The organism is Thiomicrospira sp. R3 (genome assembly GCF_029581415.1).
Taxonomy (GTDB): domain Bacteria; phylum Pseudomonadota; class Gammaproteobacteria; order Thiomicrospirales; family Thiomicrospiraceae; genus Thiomicrospira.
Window position 1 is genome coordinate 169,012 of record NZ_CP121121.1, and the last position, 19,093, is coordinate 188,104.

The window sequence follows — 19,093 nt, forward strand, 5'->3', positions numbered from 1 at the left end:
GAGAAATCTATTCTACAGAACAGACAGGTTAAGGTGAATACAGAAATCCTTATCGCAAAATAAATAAAACTTATAAAGAAAACGATTTGATTAATTAATTCTATGAATTTACTAGGTTAAAGCCATAAATTTTATACTGGATTGTTTGCCTCTATATACACAGCGTCCATATTAAATTCACTTTTCAAGTGCTCAGCTAAGGCTTTAACACCCCAAGTTTCAGTTGCATGGTGACCCGCAGCCAGATAGTGTATACCTGATTCAGTGGCAATATGAGTGGTTTGCTCAGAAACTTCACCACTAATATATACATCAGCGCGCCATTCAATCGCTTGTTGAATGTAGCCTTGCGCACCACCGCTGCACCAACTGATTGTCTCTACCTGCTTAGGGCCACCGGGTAAATGCAATGGGTTACGGTTTAATGTGGTTGCAACCCGTTTAATAAACGATTCAATCGACATCGGCTTGGCTAATTTACCCAAACGTACCAGGCCTGGTTGTGGCGTAATATCGGTCAATCCCCAATGCTGGCCTAATTGGGCATTATTGCCAAGTTTAGGGTGCGCATCCAGCGGCAAATGGTAACCAACAAGGTTAATTCGATGGTCTATCAAGCGTTTAATGCGTTGATACTTTATGCCTGTAATGGTTTGAGATTCGTTTTTCCAAAAATAGCCGTGGTGAACAATAATCATATCGGCTTGGTGCTCAATCGCCTGTTCAATTAAGGCTTGGGAGGCGGTAACACCGAGTACAACTTTATTGATCTCAGCTTTACCTTCAACTTGCAAACCATTAGGCGCATAGTCGTTAAACTCATCAATAGCCAGAAGTTGATTTAGGTAATCTACCAGGTCATCACGCTTCATTCACAACCCCATTAAACTGCATTAATATGTTTTTTAAAAGCCGCAAGCAATGATTTATTCTCTTGCTCAGACCCTAGGGTAATGCGCAAACAATTTGTCAGCAATCCGCCCGTTGGCGACAGGTTTTTTATTAGGATACCGTCTTGTTTTAAACCAAGGAATACCTGATCAGCTGATTTAGTCTTTAACCGAACGGTAATAAAGTTTGCCTGTGAGGGGTAAATCTCACAGTCATCCAGCCCGCTCAAAGCAGCAACCAATACCGACCTCTGCTGTTTAATTACTTCAGCCTGCTCCATCAACGTTGGATAGTGTTCCAGCGCAAAAGCGACCCCCTGCTGGCTGACACTGTTAATATTGTAGGGTAAACGAATCTTGTCAAATTCCGTCATCCAGGTTTTATGGCCCGCCATATAGCCGAGCCTAAAGCCTGCTAAACCAACCTTAGAGAAGGTGCGCATCACAATTAAGTTTGAATAACGCGCAATATCCTCAATAAAACTATCTTCTGCAAATGCGTTATAGGCTTCATCAACTACCACCAGGCCTGGTGCCTGCTGAATAATTTGTTCAACTTGAGTGCGGCTAAACGCATTACCGGTTGGATTGTTCGGGTAGGCAATAAATACGATGGCGGGTTGGTGTCGATTCATCGCTTGAATAAACGCGTCCGTATCGAGGGTAAAGTCTTGGTTTAGCTCTACTGAATGATAGGGCATACCGACAAAACGCGCGATCATGTCGTACATTACAAACGTAGGCGCAACGGACATGACGCCTCGTTGCGTTCCCGACATGGCCATCATCAAAATTTGAATTAACTCATCTGAACCATTACCAAATACCAAGGTTTGATCTTCAGGCAAACTCAGCAACTTCATTAAAGGTTCTCGAATCAAACTTACGTTCGGGTCGGGATAACGATTAAAAGCCAAATCGGCAATACGAGCCAACCAAGCCTGCTGCATTTGATCAGGCCAGACATAGGGATTTTCCATCGCGTCAAGTTTTATCATATTTTGCGCTGGCTGGACGTGATAGGCATTAATCTGCCGGATCTCAGGTCGAACAAGCTGTTCAACCCAGTTTTCCACGGTTTTTTGTTGGTTCATAGTGGCCATTAGCTTCTATTAAGGTTTAACACGGTAACGCGCTGACGCAGCATGGGCTTGCAAGCCTTCTCCATCCGCCAATACCCCCGCAACGCGGCCCAACATATCCGCGCCTTCAGCAGAACACATTATCAGGCTAGAGCGTTTCTGGAAGTCATAAACCCCTAATGGTGATGAAAAGCGTGCCGTGCGAGAAGTTGGCAATACGTGGTTAGGGCCCGCACAATAATCACCGAGTGCTTCGGCTGTATAACGCCCCATAAAAATCGCACCCGCGTGACGAATCGCAGGCAACATAGACTGAGGGTCATCAACCGATAACTCCAAATGCTCAGGCGCAATGAAATTGATCATCTCGACCGCTTGATCCATATCATCCACGACAATAATCGCACCACGCGCTTCCAATGCGCTACGAATAATTTTTTCACGCGGCATGGTCGATAAGAGTTTATTCATGCTTTCAACCACCTTATCGGCAAAGGCCGCATCCGGTGTTACTAAAATAGATTGGGCATCTTCATCATGTTCAGCCTGTGAAAACAAATCAACCGCAATCCAGTCTGGGTTGGTTTTTCCGTCACACACCACAAGGATCTCCGAAGGTCCTGCGATCATATCAATACCTACGGTTCCGTATACCATTCGCTTTGCCGTGGCGACGTAAATATTACCAGGGCCAACCACCTTATCAACAGCTGGAACTGTTTCAGTACCATAGGCTAAGGCTGCAACCGCTTGCGCACCACCCACACAGAACACACGATCCACATCACACAAAGCCGCCGCGGCCAATACCATTTCGTTCACTTCACCATCGGGTGTGGGGACGACCATAATGAGTTCAGGCACACCGGCCACTTTTGCGGGTACGGCATTCATAATCACCGATGAAGGGTAAGCGGCTTTGCCACCTGGCACATAAAGTCCGACTCGGTCAAGACAGGTTACTTGTTGACCTAGCACTGTACCGTCTGCTTCTGTATAGGTCCAAGACGCTTGCTTTTGACGTTCATGGTAGCTACGCACCCGCGCTACCGCTAACTCTAGTGCATCACGCTGATCTTTAGGAATATTCGCTAATGCGGCCTGTAACCGTGATTGAGAGATTTCTAACTCTGCAGCGCTACTCAAGGTTAAACGGTCAAACTTAGCCGTATAATCAAGTAAGGCTCGATCCCCTTCAGTACGTACACGATTTACTACTTCTTTGACCACATCATTGACACGTTCATCCGAAACGCCTTCCCAAGCAAGCAGCGCTTCTAATTCGGCATTAAAGCCAGCATCATTTGCATTAAGACGACGAATATTGATAGATTCAGACATAACTACTTCCCTATTACCGTTTTAAATTGTTCAACGATTTGCTGGATATGTGTAAACTTGGTTTTATATGCATGTTGGTTCACAATTAACCTAGAGCTGATATGTGCAATATGCTCAAGGGGTTTTAAGTGATTCGCTTTTAAAGTGTTGCCTGTATCGACCAGGTCAACAATCCGGTCAGCCAGACCAATTAACGGCGCTAGTTCCATTGAGCCATATAGTTTGATCAAATCAACTTGCTGGCCTTGCTGAGCATAATAAGCACGCGCTGAATTAACATATTTGGTCGCAATTTTTAAGCGATGACCGTGGGGTTTTTCATCAACTGGCCCAGCTACCATTAAGCGACACTTAGCGATTTGTAAGTCAAGCAGCTCATACAAGTTATCGGAAGGCGCTTCCATGAGCACATCTTTACCTGCAACGCCTATGTCAGCCGCGCCATAGGCTACATAAGTGGGTGCATCCGTTGTCCTAACCACAAGCAAGCGAACATTGGGTTGGGTGGTCTCTAAAATCAATTTACGGCTCGTATCAGGATCATCCAAAGGCTCTATGCCTGCGGCTTTTAACAGCGGCAAGGTGTCTTTAAAAATCCGGCCTTTTGAAAGCGCAATCGTGAGTGTTTGATTCGATAAGTTTAACATAGCTTTTTACCTTAAGAACTTAAACGTTGAATATCAACGCCAAGTCGATGAAATTTTTCTTCGATTCGTTCATAACCACGATCTATATGGTAAATTCGACTGACTACTGTTTTACCCTCAGCAACCAAGGCCGCAATAATTAAACAAGCCGAAGCGCGCAAATCCGTTGCCACAACCTCTGCCCCTTTGAGACTATCCGAGCCCAAAGTGACCGCTTCATTTCCCGTTAATTCAATCTTTGCCCCCATTTTTTCTAACTCAGCTACATGCATATAGCGGTTTTCGAAAATGGTTTCTTTTACCTTGCCCTGTCCTTGGGCAATAGCATTCATTACCAAAAACTGGGCTTGCATATCCGTTGGAAACAATGGGTAGGGCTGAGTTTCAATATCCACAGCTTTTAATCGACGTCCTCGCATATCAAGTGTAATCGTGTCTTTAGTCGTTGTAATAAGCGCCCCAGCCTGCTCAAACTTTTCTAATACCGAACTAAGGTGGGTTGGTTCAACCTCTGTGACCGTAACACAGCCCTGAGTCACTGCCGCTGCGGCTAAATAGGTGCCTGCTTCAATACGATCAGGTATTACACGATAATCGACCCCTTGCAGCGCAGAAACACCCTCAATTTCAATTGTAGGCGTACCGCCACCCGATACCTTCGCCCCCATTGCATTCAAGAAATTGGCTAAATCAACGACTTCAGGCTCACAGGCCGCATTACGTAAAATGGTTTTACCCCTGGCTAATACAGCCGCCATGATTAGGTTTTCACTACCGGTCACCGTAACAATAGGCATAGTGATATCTGCCCCGCGAAGCCCCTCTTTTGCCTGCGCAATTATAAAACCTTCTTCAATTTGAATGTTTGCTCCCATCTGGCGCATCCCTTCAATATGGATATCTACCGGGCGCGAACCTATCGCACAGCCACCGGGCAATGCCACTTTCGCCACACCAAAACGCGACAACAAGGGCCCCATAACCAAAATTGAAGCACGCATGGTTTTTACCAGTTCATAGGGGGCTTCTTTACTATGCAAGTCTGAACAGTCCAAGGTAATATTCAGCCGCTCATCCATCATCACACTACAGCCCATAGTTGCTAAAAGCTGCAAGCTCGTTGTCACATCGCGCAAATGAGGTACATTTGATAGGGTTACGGGCGTTTCAGCTAGCAAACAGCCCATCAAAATCGGCAAAGCCGCATTTTTTGATCCAGAAATTTGAATTTGACCGGAAATAACTGACGGCCCTAGAATTACAAGCTTATCCATTAACTCTGCTCAGGTAAACGTGTTTTAATTGACAAGGCATGTAACTCACCCGAGTCAAATTGTGCTTTGAAGATATCGTTAACGAGTCGATGACGTTTAATTGGTGGCAATCCAACAAAATTCTCCGATGTCACCTCCACAGCAAAGTTACAGTCTGCACCAGACATCTTCACTTGACTGCCAGGCAGGGCTTGATGAATCATTTGTTGAATTTTTTCAGGGGACATAGTTCAATACCAAAAAATTTTTAATGGCGTATTTTAACGCCTTTCACCAATAAAATCAGATTTATCACCGTTACAAAAACTAAAAAACCTAAGGTGATAATCAAACTTAAGTATACAGACACATCGGATTGCGCGTAAAAACCAAAACGAAACCCATCTACCATATAGAAAAAAGGGTTAAACATAGATAGTATTTGCCAAAAAGGCGGTAGGGATTGAATAGAATAAAAAACACCACTTAAAAACGTTAGAGGCATAATGATAAAGTTTTGAAATGCGGCAAGATGGTCATATTTTTCTGACACGATCCCAGCAATTAGACCGACCCCACCCAATAAAGCCGCGCTTAAAACAGCAAACAGCAGGACCCAAAACACAGAATGCCACTGCAGATCAAAGCCTACCCAGCCAACTAGCAATACACCCAGACCTACCGCTAGACCGCGCACAATCGCAGCGCCGATAAACGCGATATAAAGTTCTAGGGGTGAAATGGGGCTTACCAGTACAAAACTTAAATTACCATACATTTTTGACTGAATAATACTGGATGATGAGTTGGAAAATGAATTTTGCAAAATCGCCATCATCACCAGGCCTGGTATTAAAAACTGACTGTAATTTAATCCACTAAAACCATCCAAGCGGGTGTCGAGAACCTGGCCAAAAATTAGCAAAAACAATAGGGTGGATACAATGGGCGCAAAAACAGTTTGTACTGAAACCGAATAAAAACGACCCACTTCTTTTTTAAAAAACGCCCAACAACCATACCAATTCACAATTGCGCTCCTGTCAGGTCTAAAAACACCTCTTCAAGAGACGCATCACGACTGGTTAAATCTTTAATATTTAACCCATCTTGTTGCAACCAAGCCAATACCTGCTCCATCGCTAAACTTTTCTCAATTTTAAACAATAACGCGTTCGCTTCACGCTCCACTAAACGCAAGGCTAATTCACTTGATATGGACTGCGGATTAAAGCTGCCTTGCTCTGGCAAGGTGATCCGCAAATAACGATAAGGGTGTCGTGCTAGCAGTGCTTGGGTTTTCTCTAATGCCTTCACCTCACCCTTTTGCATAATTGCAACCTGATCACACAACGCCTCAGCCTCTTCAAGGTAATGGGTGGTTAAGATAATAGTGTGTCCCGCAGCATGTAACTCGCGTGCGAACGCCCATAATGTTCGGCGTAAATCAACATCTACCCCCGCTGTCGGCTCATCCAATACCAAAACAGCAGGCTTATGAACTAACGCCATGGCAATTAAAACTCGACGTTTCATTCCACCGGATAATTGAGCGGTTTGTGCATCCGACTTGTCTGCTAATGCCAAACGCTCTAATAACTCATCAACCCAAGCCCACTGTTCACGCCCGCGCAATCCAAAATAACCTGACTGAACACGTAACAAATCCCGAATAGAAAAGAATGGATCAGAGATCAATTCCTGAGGCACCAAACCCAAGGAACGTCGCGCTTGTCGATATTCTTTTTGTACATCATAGCCCATGACACTAATTTCACCCGAACTCGGCACCACAAGACTCGACATGGCGTTAATCAACGTCGATTTGCCTGCACCATTTGGCCCAAGCAAACCAAAAAATGATCCCTGATTGACCTCAAAACTAATAGCATTAAGCGCTTGTAACTCACCAAACGATTTTGATACAGCTTTAAAAGCTACTGCTGCTTGCTTATCACTCATTAAGATGCACGCTTTACCAATTCAAACTGGTTATCAAGGTTGTAAAGCTCCAACATCGTAATTAAATGTGCAGGCGGCGATAAAAGCACCAAAGGGCAATTTTTTCCTTGCTGAAGTTCAAGCAACAAGGCAATACCCGCACTATCCAAAGCCTTAACCCCTGATAAATCAACCTGTTTAAGCTCAGACAAGGAAGACTTACGCAATTCACTGTGCAGTTTAGAAATCTGAGGCAAAACCAAATCTGTAGTAAATACCAGCTTGGCTGCTGAGAACTCGAAATAAGGGCTCAATTACTTAAAATCCTTGTTTCGTTGCTTAAGGTTTGCGATCACCTGTTCTAAACCATGACGTTCAATGTCGGAACTATAGGCTTCTCTAAAGCTCACCAGTACACTGATCCCCTCAATAATGATGTCATAAATCATCCAATGCCCGGTATCTTTTTCTTTAAAAACACGATAAACCACTTCAGCTGAAACACCCGAGCCCTGAATAATTCGGGTAGGAATCAATACGCGATCATTACCATCAGGAATAGGCGCAGCGACGTCAATTCTATCAATATCAAATTTTAATAAGCTCGACGAATAGGAGCGCAACATACTTTTTGTAAACTCATCAACAAAATCCTGCTGCTGCTGCTCACTCGCATTGCGCCATGGCCGACCTACAATAAAGCGTGCCATTCTTGGTGTATCTATATAAGGCAACGCATATTTCTCTGTAAACGCTTGCAACTCTGATGGCTTATTGGCAAGTTCAACAGCGCGTTCTTTTAGTTCTGGCAAAATAACCCGCGATAAATCAATAATCATTTGTTGCGGATCTTGCTGGTTTACTTGTGCCGCTACTTGCCCAAATGACAAAATCAAAGCCATAAAAGGCGCCACACCCCATGCTATACGTTTTTTCATTTACCGCCTCCTTCTGTCAAACTGACTAATAAACGTCCGATTAAATTTTCCAACACCAATGCTGACTGCGTATAGTAAATTCGACTACCCTCTTCAAGTAACTCATCATCAGCCCCCACCTCAAGCCCAATGTACTGACTTCCAAGTAAACCCGAAGTTAAGATCATAGCAGAGGTATCGGTTGGCAAGTCATCAAATTCCCTGTAAATATCCATGACAACTCGTGCTCGGTAGGTCACGGGGTCAATAGCAATTCCCGTCACGCGACCCACCACTACGCCACTAATCTTAACCGGTGCGCGTACCGTCAACCCTCCCACATTTGAAAATAACGCATCCACTTGATAAGTCGCCTTGTTTTGCAAAGCACTATAATTACTCACTTTTAAAGCAATAAACAAGGTTGACAACAAGGTTATCAATACCAGTATACCCACCCAAACTTCAAACTTAACTTGACGACTCATCTTCTATCCTTACGTAAACATCATGGAAGTTAACACAAAATCCAAACCTAGCACCCACAAGGAGGACTGAACCACAGTCCGTGTTGTTGCACTGCTCACCCCCTCCGATGTAGGCATGGCTTCATAACCTTGGAATAATGAAATCAACGCAATCAAGACCCCAAATACAATGGCTTTAATTAAGCCATTGATGACGTCATCACGCCAATCAACATGCAGCTGCATTTGTGCCCAAAAAGCACCTTCATCCACGCCTAACCAGCCGACGGTAACTAAGTAACCACCAAACACACCGACCGCAATAAATACTAAAGCCAGCATGGGTAAAGCAATAATACAAGCAAGGATACGAGGGGCAATTACATACTTCATCGGATCAATGGCCATCATTTCCAAAGCAGAAAGTTGCTCGGTTGACTTCATTAAGCCCACCTCAGCTGTTAATGCTGAACCCGCTCGCCCTGCAAAAAGCAAGGCTGCCACAACAGGTCCCAGTTCTCGGATAAGTGATAAAGCGGTCATGCTGCCGACCATTTCTTCAGAGTTAAAGGTTGAAAGAATATAGTGCCCCTGAAGACCCAGTACCATACCAACAAATAAACCTGCGGTTAAAATAATGGGCAAAGAAAGCACACCTACGAAGTAGACTTGCTTGGCCAAAAGGCGGATATGCGTAAACGCATAACCCAAGGCCGGGAAAACCGATAGCACAAACAAACCTAACTGCCCCAAGCTTTGCAAACGCAATAGGGTAATCGAACCTAATTTAGCCAGCCAGATCATTTTTGACCCCCACTTGGCTGAGCCAATTTTTCAGACCAACTTTCAACAGGATAGTGAAGAGGCACGGGACCGTCAGCCAAGCCTTGTAAAAACTGCTGCACATAGGCTGATTCCGATTGCTGTAAGTCCTCAGGGGTTCCCTGCGCAATAATTCGCCCTTCTGATAACACGCAGGCATAGTCTGCAATAGACATGACCTCCCCTACATCATGGGACACAACCACACTAGTTAAATCTAAGCTTTGATTCATTTTTTTTATCAGCGCAACCAATACGCCCATGGTAATCGGATCTTGGCCCGCAAAAGGTTCATCGTAAAAAAGCATTTCAGGATCAAGGATGAGTGCGCGCGCCAAGGCAACACGCCTTGCCATACCGCCCGATAATTCTGCAGGCTTTAAAGCGACTGCACCACGCAAACCAACAGACTCCAACTTCATCCACACCATTTTTTCAATTAGTAAATCGGATAAATCAAAATGCTCTCTTAATGGAAAAGCGACGTTATCGAATACAGTTAAATCGGTTAGTAATGCGCCAGACTGAAATAACATGCCCATACGCTGGCGTAATCGATATAAATCTGTTCGTTTCAATTGATTTACGTCTAACCCATCGACCAAAATCTTTCCACTTTCAGGTTTCAATTGCCCGGCAATTAATTTAAGCAACGTCGTTTTTCCGGTGCCGCTTGGCCCCATAATCGCCGTCACTTTACCTCGTGGAATACTAAGGGTTAAATCATCAAAGATTTTACGCCCCCCACGACTAAATGATACGTTTTCTATCTGAATCAATTTGGACAAAACAATATCCCTTGAAAAGTAAAAGTAAGCGTTAATTCAATAACCCATTAGCTCTGAGAGTGTTTTTAAATTCTGCAACTGATTCATCTTAATGGATTCGCCGCCAACAAAAAAGCTGTAAGCGGTATTTTTATCAGGCAAACTCAAGACAAAATCTTGCAAGCAGGCTTTTTGTTGCTTCAGATCAGCAGGTAAACCCTCTAACCAACCACAAGGTTCACCACTAAGAACCCAGTTTTGAAAAGACCATTGCCAGCCTTCTAAACGCAAGGTCTTACTCACCCGTGTCACCAGGCCTGGTAGCCGGTCAATGGCGGCTTGATCCATTCGATCATCAAACACCAAAAAACCGATCAGCGTTGATTCTAATGTCAATTTTATACGCGCAATAACAGATTCAGCCTGTGACTGCCAAAATTCAATTTTTAGAAACACAACAGAATCATCTCGCCGACAGTTTACTAACTCTTCAGTCTCCGCATCAGACCATCGCATCCATTCATCCTGAGCAACGAGAACGGTTCTAAAATCATTAAAGTAAAAATCAAAACGCCAATCCTCAGGTAACCCGTCTGGATAATAGTGCTCAATTAACTCGGGTCGCTGCCAACCGTCCACACCCACAGATAAATTAGTTAACATTATCTTTCCTCATAAATATTTTTTATCGCTAGGTCAAATTTTGTATAATACGCAAAATTTAAAAATCAATAGTCTATAGCGAGCCCGCAATTATGTCGACTGTATTAATTCTACCCACGATTATGCTTATCGTTGGATTAGCTTTGCTTGTCTGGAGTTCTGACTTTTTTATCGATGGCGCAGCCAGCATCGCCGTGCGCTACAATGTATCCCCCATCATTATCGGAGCGGTCATTATTGGATTTGGCACATCAAGCCCAGAAATTGTCGTTGCGATTATCGCCTCGCTAGAGGGCAACCCTGGCCTAGCGGTTGGCAACGCGGTCGGCTCCAATATCACCAACATTGGCTTAGTTCTTGGCGTAACCGCTTTAATTGCCTCCATTGCCGTTAAATCCAATTTTATCCGACGCGAAATGCCCATCCTATTAGTTATCACCGCACTGACGGTTGTACTAATGATGGATTACAAGCTAGGCGTAATGGACGGTATCATTCTACTCGCAATACTGACGATAACGCTAACCTGGATTATTCGTCGCAACAAACAAGTTGCTCCTGATGACCCCCTAGCCTCCGAAATCAATCAAGGACTTGAAAAACTCCCAAAGTTTAGCAAAGCCCGCAGCATGTTTTATCTATTGGGTGGATTAGTTCTACTGGTGATTAGTGCACGAATGATGGTATGGGGTGCAGTAGAAATTGCAGAGTTCTTTGAAGTTCCTGACTTAATTATTGGCTTAACCATCATTGCAATCGGTACCAGCCTACCTGAATTAGCCGCCTCTATTAGCGCCGCTTTAAAGGGCGAGGTTGATATGATGATAGGCAATATACTTGGGTCAAATCTATTTAACCTACTCGCTGTTTTGGCCGTACCTGCCATTCTTGCCCCTTCACTGATTGATAACGACTTATTAAAACGAGACCTGCCTATTTTGCTGGGCTTTACTGTCGCCATGTTATTAGTCGCGCTACCCAGGAAAGGCAGCGCCACAATCTATAGAGTCGAAGGGGTTTTCTTATTAACGCTATTTTTTGGTTACCTAACTTTGCTATACTTCAATACAGTAACCTAACGTTATTAAACTAACTGATAAGCGATCATTATGAATAACCTTAACATTAAAGCTGAAAAGATAAAGCTACTCCTACTTGACGTTGACGGTGTTTTAACTGACAACCGTCTTATTTATGGCGATGACGGTCAAGAATACAAAGCTTTTTATACGCGTGATGGCCTTGCGATGGTATTGATTCAAAAAAGCGGTATTGAGATCGGTATCATTACTGGACGCACCTCCGAGCTAGTCAAAAAACGAATGCAAGATTTAAAAATAAAGCATCTTTACCAAGGCGTTCCCGACAAACTGCCAACATTTGAGACCTTAATGGATAAATTGGCTATTTCACTTGATGAAGTTGCCTATATGGGTGATGACATTTTGGATCTCCCAATCCTTCGCCGAGTAGGTCTGTCCGCCTGCCCAAAAGACAGCGATCCTGAAGTAATCAGCCGTGTTGACTTTGTTAGCGGGTTTGAAGGCGGCCGTGGTGCTGTCCGTGAATTCTGTGAACTCATTATGAAAGCCCAAGGTCATTGGCAAACTCACATGGGTTTTTATCTGAGATAACGATGCAATTCAAATCTGGCGTCCTGATTATTGCTTTGCTAGGCCTCAGCGCGTTAGCCTTCACGCTATACAACAATCCCGAGCAAGGCCTGTACAGCCCCAGCCAACTTAGTCAAAATGATTGGAAAATTGAACAGGTTCAAAGCTGGCAACTCAACGCGAATGGAGTTCAACACTACCTAGAAGCCAAAAACCTTCGCCAACAAGACGATACTGTATTCGTCACCCTTCCCTATCTAGTTCGTGACACCCTTGACCAGCGCATGATAATAAAAAGTGCTCAAGCTCAAATTGAACAGCAAACTCTATTTGAATTTAAAGGCAAGGTTCAAGTGGAACATTTTTTAACTAACCAAAACACACCACGCAACGTGAACCTACTGAATACCGAACAACTCAAGTATAATAAAAATACTGAAACCCTATCCAGCCCAGTCGCGGTAACACTTAAATCAAAAAATACCCACACTCAAGGCATAGGGCTAACATTAGACCTTGAGACACAACATACCCGACTTCACTCACAGGTAAAAACAACTCACTATGACATTAACTAACCTTATTATTTTGAAAGCAAGTCTACTTATAATTGCTTTTCTGGGCCTACCCAACCAGGCCTGGTCACAACAGAATCAACCGATTCAAATAGAAGCTGACCAACTAGACAGCCAAGATGCAAAAGGGGTAACCCGCTATACAGGTCAAGTCGTAGTTACTCAAGGCGAGACGATAATAACCGGAGATCAAGTTGAACTCATCCACCCTGGTCGCCAACTCAACACCCTGACCGCTAGCGGAAATCCAGCAACATTTGCGCACTATGACCCCCTTCAGCAAACAAAAATTAATGGCCACGCTCAGACTATCATTTATTATGCCAAGGAACGTAAAATCCATTTAATTGGCAATGCCTTTCTCGCACAACAAGACAGTCATAAAATTCAAGGGCCAAGACTTGTTTATGACCTTAACAGCCAGACGTTAAAAGCAGGCAGCACTGACCAACAAATCGGGCGAGTGCGCATGACCATTGAACCCCCATCACAGGAGGACTAATGGCTCACTTTTATGCACGTGGTCTCGCCAAAAGCTATAAAAAATACAAGGTGGTCACCTCCGTTGATCTTGATGTTTATAGCGGACAGGTTGTAGGTTTACTTGGCCCTAATGGTGCCGGTAAAACCACCACTTTCTACATGATGACTGGACTCGTCCAGCATGATGCGGGTAGCATTATGCTGGACAATCGAGACATTAGCGACCTAAGTATTGATCAACGTGCTCGCCTTGGCATTGGCTACCTTCCCCAAGAGGCTTCAGTTTTTCGCAAATTAACCGTACGCGACAATATCCTTGCGATTCTAGAAATGCGCGCTGAACTGTCCCCATCACAACGCCAACAAAAACTCGACGAATTACTAAACGACCTGCAAATTAACCACATTATTAACCAGCCTGGTCAGGCGCTTTCTGGTGGGGAACGGCGACGTGTTGAAATTGCACGCGCCCTCGCCATGGAGCCTAAATTCATTTTACTGGATGAGCCCTTTGCGGGCGTCGACCCCATTTCGGTAAAAGAGATTCAACAAATTATTGAACATCTTAAATCAAAGCAAATTGGGATACTGATTACTGACCATAACGTTAGAGAGACACTTAGCGTTTGCGACCAAGCCTACATCCTTCACGCAGGAAGCATTTTAGCTAAAGGCGAACCCGATGCAGTTCTCAATCATCCTGATGTAAGACGTGTTTACTTAGGCGAACACTTCCGGGCGTAAAAAAGATCCGTACAACTGTAAACAGCACGAACTCAGCAACGAATATGCTATACTGGTATTAAGTCTTAAAACCTAAGTACCCGGGATTTAATTACCAAGTCCCCTACAACACATTCCATAAATAAAAAACAAGGAGTTAGGAATGCAAATTAATATTACTGGCCACCACATGAGTTTAACCGATGCACTTCGTGACTATGTTAATGATAAATTTTCTAAGCTAGAACGCCATTTTGATCATGTTACTAATGTCCACGTCATTTTAACTGTTGAAAAACAAGGGCAAAAGGCAGAAGCAACAGTTCATGTTTCAGGCCAAGACCTATTTGCACAAAATAAAACCTCGGATATGTATGCATCAATTGATGGCCTAATTGATAAACTTGATCGTCAAATCATCAAACATAAAGAAAAAATTAGCGACCACCACCAAAAATCAGGTGGCGTAAAAAGCATGAATACAGCTGCAATGGAAGACTAGTGAAACAAAAGCAAGCCCTTTTTATTAGGGCTTGCAGCATTTTTCACGCTCACCAACTCTTAGCGACTCCTGTTAACCTACTTAAATCCCTTAGATCAGCATTCAGACTAAAAACAACTAGAAAATGAACAGGCTGTCAGCTCGATAAATACTCACTAGCAAACTCAAGAATGCATACAAGTTTGGTGCACTATCGCACCAATATATTCTTAAGCTGCTCTGATTCCTTAACAAGAAATTCAGCCAAACGTTGCTCTAATCCATGAAAGTAGTTAATGTAGGCGACACCCAATTCAGTAACCTGCGTTCCTCCGCCCTGCTTGCCGCCCTTTTCACTTAACACCAAAGGAAAATCAGACAAGTGGTTCATGTCCTCAACTAACTTCCATGCTTTTTTATAAGACATATTCATTTCTTTTGCTGCTCGATTTATCGACCCAAAACGCTGTATATTTTCCAATAGCTTTATTCTGCCTATACCTATATAACCACTTCCAACTTCACTCACAAGCCAAAACCTAGCCCTTATAAGCTCAGAATAGGGATCACCAGGTAATTTTTTAGTAATTTCAGACACCCTACACCTCTTGATTTAGTTGCTTGTGATCGTGACAAATCGAATGATAACTGCAATAATACCCAATAGTTTAATATTCTTGCAGCCACAGCCTAATTTAGAATGCCCAAAGGTCTACAATGCCCAGTCAATCTTGTCGTTATAATGATTCTATTCCACAAGCCACCATTATAGCTGAACAGGTTCTTAAAGAGATACAAGCGCTGAGTGTTGCCTCTACACCCGTACACTTCACATTACTGTATGAAAAAGCCATTCAACTAGATCATGAATTTAGTGAAAATCTAAGCGCGCTGATTAAATCCAAAGATTACTCAGACGAGACTGTTTGGCCCATTTATCGTGAGTTATTAAAACGCATTCTTAATCAACAACTTCCTGCATCAGAAATAACATTTCTTCTTTCACAAGCGCTAGCTAATATAAATAACTGGGTCGATCAGTCAAACAATCAGAAAAACCTACTCGAAAAAAACATAACGTATCTAAAAAACAGCAGGACACAACAAGAAGTCATCGACTGCGTCGAAAAGGACATTCTACCATGCATAAAAACATTGAATGAATCAACGGATCAGTTACAAAAAATACTCAACAACTCTGCTGAAGTGATTAAAAAATTACAACAAGAACTTGAAGATGCAACCCAACTTGCTAAGACGGATTCACTAACCGGCATTGCCAATCGGCGAGGTTTTAATGAAATAATTGAAACACAAATTGAGTCTGCAAAAAAGAAAGCGGCCACATTTAGCATGCTATTGATCGACCTCGACCATTTCAAAAAGGTCAATGATGATTATGGTCACCTTGTTGGTGACAGTGCACTTCGCTATATCGCCAAACTTCTGCGTGCCCAAACCAAAGGCCATGACCAAATAGCACGATTTGGTGGTGAGGAGTTTGTAATTCTTTTAAACAATATAAACTATGAAAACGCCCTGCGCTATGCAGAAAAACTACGCTCTGCCATTGAAAATAAATCGTTAAAAATTCGAGATCACGACAAACCTTTAAGAATGACCGCCTCAATAGGTATTGCCATGTATCAAATGGGCGAATCTGCAGACGATTTATTTAAACGAGCAGATAAAACTCTTTATCTAGCGAAAACCAAACGTAATTCTGTATGCGGTGAACACCAGCTGTAAAAATTTTGCCTCGTTTTTTTTTGTAACAACTCAATTCTTCCCACAAAGTTATCCACAACCCATGCTTGTTTAAAATTTTTTTCAATCTTTATTTTTTTAAATAACTCCTTAAAAAATTTATAGTTGCATTTTTGGCTAAAATTTACTATATTTAGTTAGCAAAATAAAACACCACCACAATATATTGTGGTTTTTAATCTACCCACAACGATCAACTTAGACGTTAAATCTAAAGCTTGTGTTACCAAATACCCCTAACGCTATGAAAAGCTAACAAAAAAAGTTTTTATGATTATAGAAATTAAATAGTTATTCACAATGTCATCCACAAAAAACCGAACAGAGAGTAAACTTGCCATGAGCAACACAAATTCAGCGACTAAATCTAGCTTAAACGTTACTAAACGCGACGGCCGACAAGAATCCATTGACCTAGAAAAAATCCACCGCGTGATTACTTGGGCTGCTGAAGACTTGGAAAATGTTTCGGTTTCTGAAGTTGAGTTACGCTCGCACATTCAGTTTTATGACGGCATAAAAACCTCTGACATTCATGAAACCATCATCAAATCCGCTGCTGACCTGATTTCAGAATACGCCCCCGACTACCAGCACTTGGCCGCCCGCCTCGCGATTTTCCATTTGCGCAAAAAAGCCTTTGGCCGCTTTACGCCACCGGCTTTGTTTGAACATATCAACAAAATGGTCCGCGCCGGTCGTTATGACGCCCAGTTGCTTGAACAGTTTAACAAAGCCGATATTGACGAACTCGATAGTTACATCAGCCATGAACGCGATATGACGTTTAGCTATGCCGCGGTAAAGCAGCTTGAAGGCAAATATCTAGTACAAAACCGTGTAACACGCGAAATTTACGAAAGCCCCCAGTTTATCTATATGCTGATCCCTATGTGTCTATTTGGTCACTACCCCGCCGAGAAACGCATGGACGTGATTAAGCGTTTTTATGATGCGGCATCTTTATTTAAACTCTCACTACCGACCCCGATCATGTCAGGTGTTCGCACTCCGACACGCCAGTTTAGTTCCTGTGTATTAATTGAATGTGGCGACTCGTTAGATTCGATTAACGCCACCTCTTCATCTATTGTCAAATACGTATCGCAACGTGCTGGCATTGGGGTTAATATTGGTCAAATTCGCGCGATTGGCAGCAAAATTCGCGGTGGTGAGGCCTATCACACGGGTCTGATTCCGTTTATCAAGCATTTCCAAACAGCAGTGAAATCTTGTTCACAAGGCGGGGTTCGTGGCGGTGCGGCGACCCTGTTTTACCCTCTCTGGCACCTAGAAGTTGAATCCTTGCTGGTATTAAAAAATAACCGCGGGGTAGAAGAAAACCGCGCTCGCCATTTAGATTATGGCGTTCAGGTTAATAAGCTCATGTACCAGCGCATGATTGAGGGCGGAAATATTACCCTGTTCAGCCCGTCTGATGTACCGGGTTTATATGATGCCTTCTTTGCTGATCAAGTGGAATTTGAGCGCTTATACAAAATCTATGAAGCCGATGCTTCAATTCGAAAAAAACAAGTTAAAGCGATTGACCTGTTTACCCAGCTAGCGCAAGAACGCGCTCAAACTGGGCGTATATATGTGCAGAACGCCGATCACTGCAACACCCACAGCCCGTTTGACCCGAAAAAAGCACCCATTCATCAGTCCAATCTTTGCTTAGAAATTGCACTGCCCACCAAGCCACTGAATTCGGTGGATGACCCAAATGGTGAAATCGCGCTTTGTACCCTATCAGCGTTTAATCTTGGCACGATTGACAATCTTGATGAGCTGGAGGAGCTATCCGAGTTGATTGTGCGCGCACTTGATAGTCTGCTTGATTACCAAGACTATCCGATTAAAGCGGCGCAAATATCCAGCCACGGTCGCCGAACCTTAGGGATTGGCGTCACCAACTTGGCTTATTATTTAGCTAAACATCATGTGCGCTATTCAGATGGTTCGGCCAATGGTTTAGTGCATAAAACCTTTGAGGCGATTCAATATTATCTGCTCAAGGCCTCTAACCAATTAGCGAAAGAGTTTGGTGCCTGTTCGATGTTTAGTGATACCCTGTATGCAAAAGGGATTCTGCCGATAGATACCTATAAAAAAGACTTGGATGAAGTATGCAACGAACCCCTGCACTATGACTGGGAAACACTGCGCTCGAACATTAAACAAGACGGCTTGCGCAACTCAACCCTAAGCGCATTGATGCCCTGCGAAACCTCCTCGCAAATTACCAATTCAACCAACGGGATTGAGCCGCCGCGTGGTTTTATTTCAGTCAAAGCCTCAAAAGATGGCATCTTGAAACAAGTGGTGCCAGGCTTTAAAGAGATTAAAGACAACTATGAGTTGCTTTGGAAAATTCCGAATAACAAAGGTTATTTAGAGCTAGTGGGGATTATGCAGAAGTTTGTTGACCAAGCCATCTCCGCGAATACTAATTACGACCCAGCAAAATTTGAAGCAGACCGAGTGCCGATTAAACAAGTACTGCAAGATATTTTATATGCCTACAAGTTGGGAGTTAAAACGCTTTATTACCACAACACCCGCGATGGCGCCGACGACTCACAAGAAGACCCTAGCTGTGCCGGCGGTGCATGTAAGTTGTAAAGACCTCCAAAATACAATTTGTATAACAGACCTTTG

Annotated in this window: 23 protein-coding genes; 8 read left to right on the top strand and 15 right to left on the bottom strand. The window is 43.3% G+C overall.

Annotated elements, in window-relative coordinates; genetic code table 11:
• Positions 1 to 131: 131 nt before the first annotated feature.
• The 14 genes from P8S55_RS00860 to P8S55_RS00925 are packed head-to-tail and all read right to left on the bottom strand — an operon-like array spanning position 132 to position 10,790.
• On the bottom strand, positions 132 to 872 hold the full coding sequence (locus P8S55_RS00860; RefSeq protein WP_289224413.1) for a Nif3-like dinuclear metal center hexameric protein: 741 nt from the start codon (positions 870 to 872) through the stop codon (positions 132 to 134).
• 11 nt (positions 873 to 883) lie between these two features.
• The gene (gene hisC, locus P8S55_RS00865; RefSeq protein ID WP_289224414.1) at positions 884 to 1,993 is read right to left on the bottom strand and encodes a histidinol-phosphate transaminase; all 1,110 of its coding nucleotides are present in this window, start codon (positions 1,991 to 1,993) and stop codon (positions 884 to 886) included.
• 9 nt (positions 1,994 to 2,002) lie between these two features.
• Entirely contained in the window at positions 2,003 to 3,313 is a 1,311-nt protein-coding gene (hisD, locus tag P8S55_RS00870) for a histidinol dehydrogenase (protein WP_289224415.1), read from the bottom strand.
• A 2-nt stretch (positions 3,314 to 3,315) separates the two neighbouring features.
• Positions 3,316 to 3,960 (bottom strand): ATP phosphoribosyltransferase, encoded by a 645-nt coding sequence (hisG, locus tag P8S55_RS00875; protein WP_289224416.1) that lies wholly within the window; start codon positions 3,958 to 3,960, stop codon positions 3,316 to 3,318.
• Between the two features lie 11 nt (positions 3,961 to 3,971).
• Entirely contained in the window at positions 3,972 to 5,234 is a 1,263-nt protein-coding gene (murA, locus tag P8S55_RS00880) for a UDP-N-acetylglucosamine 1-carboxyvinyltransferase (RefSeq protein WP_289224417.1), read from the bottom strand.
• Positions 5,234 to 5,461, bottom strand: a complete 228-nt coding sequence (locus P8S55_RS00885) for a BolA family protein (protein ID WP_289224418.1) — start codon at positions 5,459 to 5,461, stop codon at positions 5,234 to 5,236. Before P8S55_RS00885 ends, murA begins: the two co-directional genes overlap by 1 nt.
• Before the next feature lie 20 nt (positions 5,462 to 5,481).
• Entirely contained in the window at positions 5,482 to 6,243 is a 762-nt protein-coding gene (locus P8S55_RS00890) for an ABC transporter permease (protein WP_289224419.1), read from the bottom strand.
• Positions 6,240 to 7,175, bottom strand: coding sequence for an ABC transporter ATP-binding protein (locus P8S55_RS00895; RefSeq protein ID WP_289224420.1), 936 nt, complete (start codon positions 7,173 to 7,175; stop codon positions 6,240 to 6,242). The genes P8S55_RS00890 and P8S55_RS00895 overlap by 4 nt, the downstream gene beginning before the upstream one ends.
• Positions 7,175 to 7,468 (bottom strand): STAS domain-containing protein, encoded by a 294-nt coding sequence (locus P8S55_RS00900; RefSeq protein WP_289224421.1) that lies wholly within the window; start codon positions 7,466 to 7,468, stop codon positions 7,175 to 7,177. Before P8S55_RS00900 ends, P8S55_RS00895 begins: the two co-directional genes overlap by 1 nt.
• Entirely contained in the window at positions 7,469 to 8,092 is a 624-nt protein-coding gene (locus P8S55_RS00905; RefSeq protein ID WP_289224422.1) for an MlaC/ttg2D family ABC transporter substrate-binding protein, read from the bottom strand.
• Entirely contained in the window at positions 8,089 to 8,559 is a 471-nt protein-coding gene (gene mlaD, locus P8S55_RS00910; protein WP_289224423.1) for an outer membrane lipid asymmetry maintenance protein MlaD, read from the bottom strand. Before mlaD ends, P8S55_RS00905 begins: the two co-directional genes overlap by 4 nt.
• Before the next feature lie 9 nt (positions 8,560 to 8,568).
• Positions 8,569 to 9,342: a lipid asymmetry maintenance ABC transporter permease subunit MlaE gene (gene mlaE, locus P8S55_RS00915; protein WP_289224424.1), complete on the bottom strand. Its 774-nt coding sequence runs from the start codon at positions 9,340 to 9,342 to the stop codon at positions 8,569 to 8,571.
• On the bottom strand, positions 9,339 to 10,148 hold the full coding sequence (locus P8S55_RS00920) for an ABC transporter ATP-binding protein (protein ID WP_289224425.1): 810 nt from the start codon (positions 10,146 to 10,148) through the stop codon (positions 9,339 to 9,341). The genes mlaE and P8S55_RS00920 overlap by 4 nt, the downstream gene beginning before the upstream one ends.
• Positions 10,149 to 10,184: 36 nt before the next feature.
• On the bottom strand, positions 10,185 to 10,790 hold the full coding sequence (locus P8S55_RS00925; protein ID WP_289224426.1) for a hypothetical protein: 606 nt from the start codon (positions 10,788 to 10,790) through the stop codon (positions 10,185 to 10,187).
• A 92-nt stretch (positions 10,791 to 10,882) separates the two neighbouring features.
• On the opposite strand from P8S55_RS00925, the gene P8S55_RS00930 reads away from it, so the two are divergent.
• The 6 genes from P8S55_RS00930 to hpf all read left to right on the top strand — a co-directional run bounded on the left by P8S55_RS00930 (position 10,883) and on the right by hpf (position 14,686).
• A complete protein-coding gene (locus P8S55_RS00930) occupies positions 10,883 to 11,869 on the top strand; it encodes a calcium/sodium antiporter (protein ID WP_289224427.1) in 987 nt (328 codons plus the stop codon).
• Between the two features lie 30 nt (positions 11,870 to 11,899).
• Positions 11,900 to 12,424, top strand: coding sequence for a KdsC family phosphatase (locus tag P8S55_RS00935; protein WP_289224428.1), 525 nt, complete (start codon positions 11,900 to 11,902; stop codon positions 12,422 to 12,424).
• Between the two features lie 2 nt (positions 12,425 to 12,426).
• Complete coding sequence (gene lptC / locus P8S55_RS00940; protein ID WP_289224429.1) at positions 12,427 to 12,981, top strand: LPS export ABC transporter periplasmic protein LptC; 555 nt, start codon at positions 12,427 to 12,429, stop codon at positions 12,979 to 12,981.
• The gene (lptA, locus tag P8S55_RS00945) at positions 12,968 to 13,480 is read left to right on the top strand and encodes a lipopolysaccharide transport periplasmic protein LptA (protein WP_289224430.1); all 513 of its coding nucleotides are present in this window, start codon (positions 12,968 to 12,970) and stop codon (positions 13,478 to 13,480) included. Before lptC ends, lptA begins: the two co-directional genes overlap by 14 nt.
• Positions 13,480 to 14,205, top strand: a complete 726-nt coding sequence (gene lptB, locus P8S55_RS00950) for an LPS export ABC transporter ATP-binding protein (protein WP_289224431.1) — start codon at positions 13,480 to 13,482, stop codon at positions 14,203 to 14,205. Before lptA ends, lptB begins: the two co-directional genes overlap by 1 nt.
• 142 nt (positions 14,206 to 14,347) lie before the next feature.
• On the top strand, positions 14,348 to 14,686 hold the full coding sequence (gene hpf / locus P8S55_RS00955) for a ribosome hibernation-promoting factor, HPF/YfiA family (protein WP_289224432.1): 339 nt from the start codon (positions 14,348 to 14,350) through the stop codon (positions 14,684 to 14,686).
• Positions 14,687 to 14,876: 190 nt separating this feature from the next.
• On the opposite strand, the gene P8S55_RS00960 is transcribed toward hpf, so the two are convergent.
• Positions 14,877 to 15,194, bottom strand: coding sequence for a winged helix-turn-helix domain-containing protein (locus P8S55_RS00960; RefSeq protein WP_289224433.1), 318 nt, complete (start codon positions 15,192 to 15,194; stop codon positions 14,877 to 14,879).
• 188 nt (positions 15,195 to 15,382) lie between these two features.
• On the opposite strand from P8S55_RS00960, the gene P8S55_RS00965 reads away from it, so the two are divergent.
• A complete protein-coding gene (locus P8S55_RS00965; protein ID WP_289224434.1) occupies positions 15,383 to 16,414 on the top strand; it encodes a GGDEF domain-containing protein in 1,032 nt (343 codons plus the stop codon).
• Positions 16,415 to 16,771: 357 nt separating this feature from the next.
• A complete protein-coding gene (nrdA, locus tag P8S55_RS00970; RefSeq protein WP_289224435.1) occupies positions 16,772 to 19,057 on the top strand; it encodes a class 1a ribonucleoside-diphosphate reductase subunit alpha in 2,286 nt (761 codons plus the stop codon).
• Positions 19,058 to 19,093 lie beyond the last annotated feature (36 nt).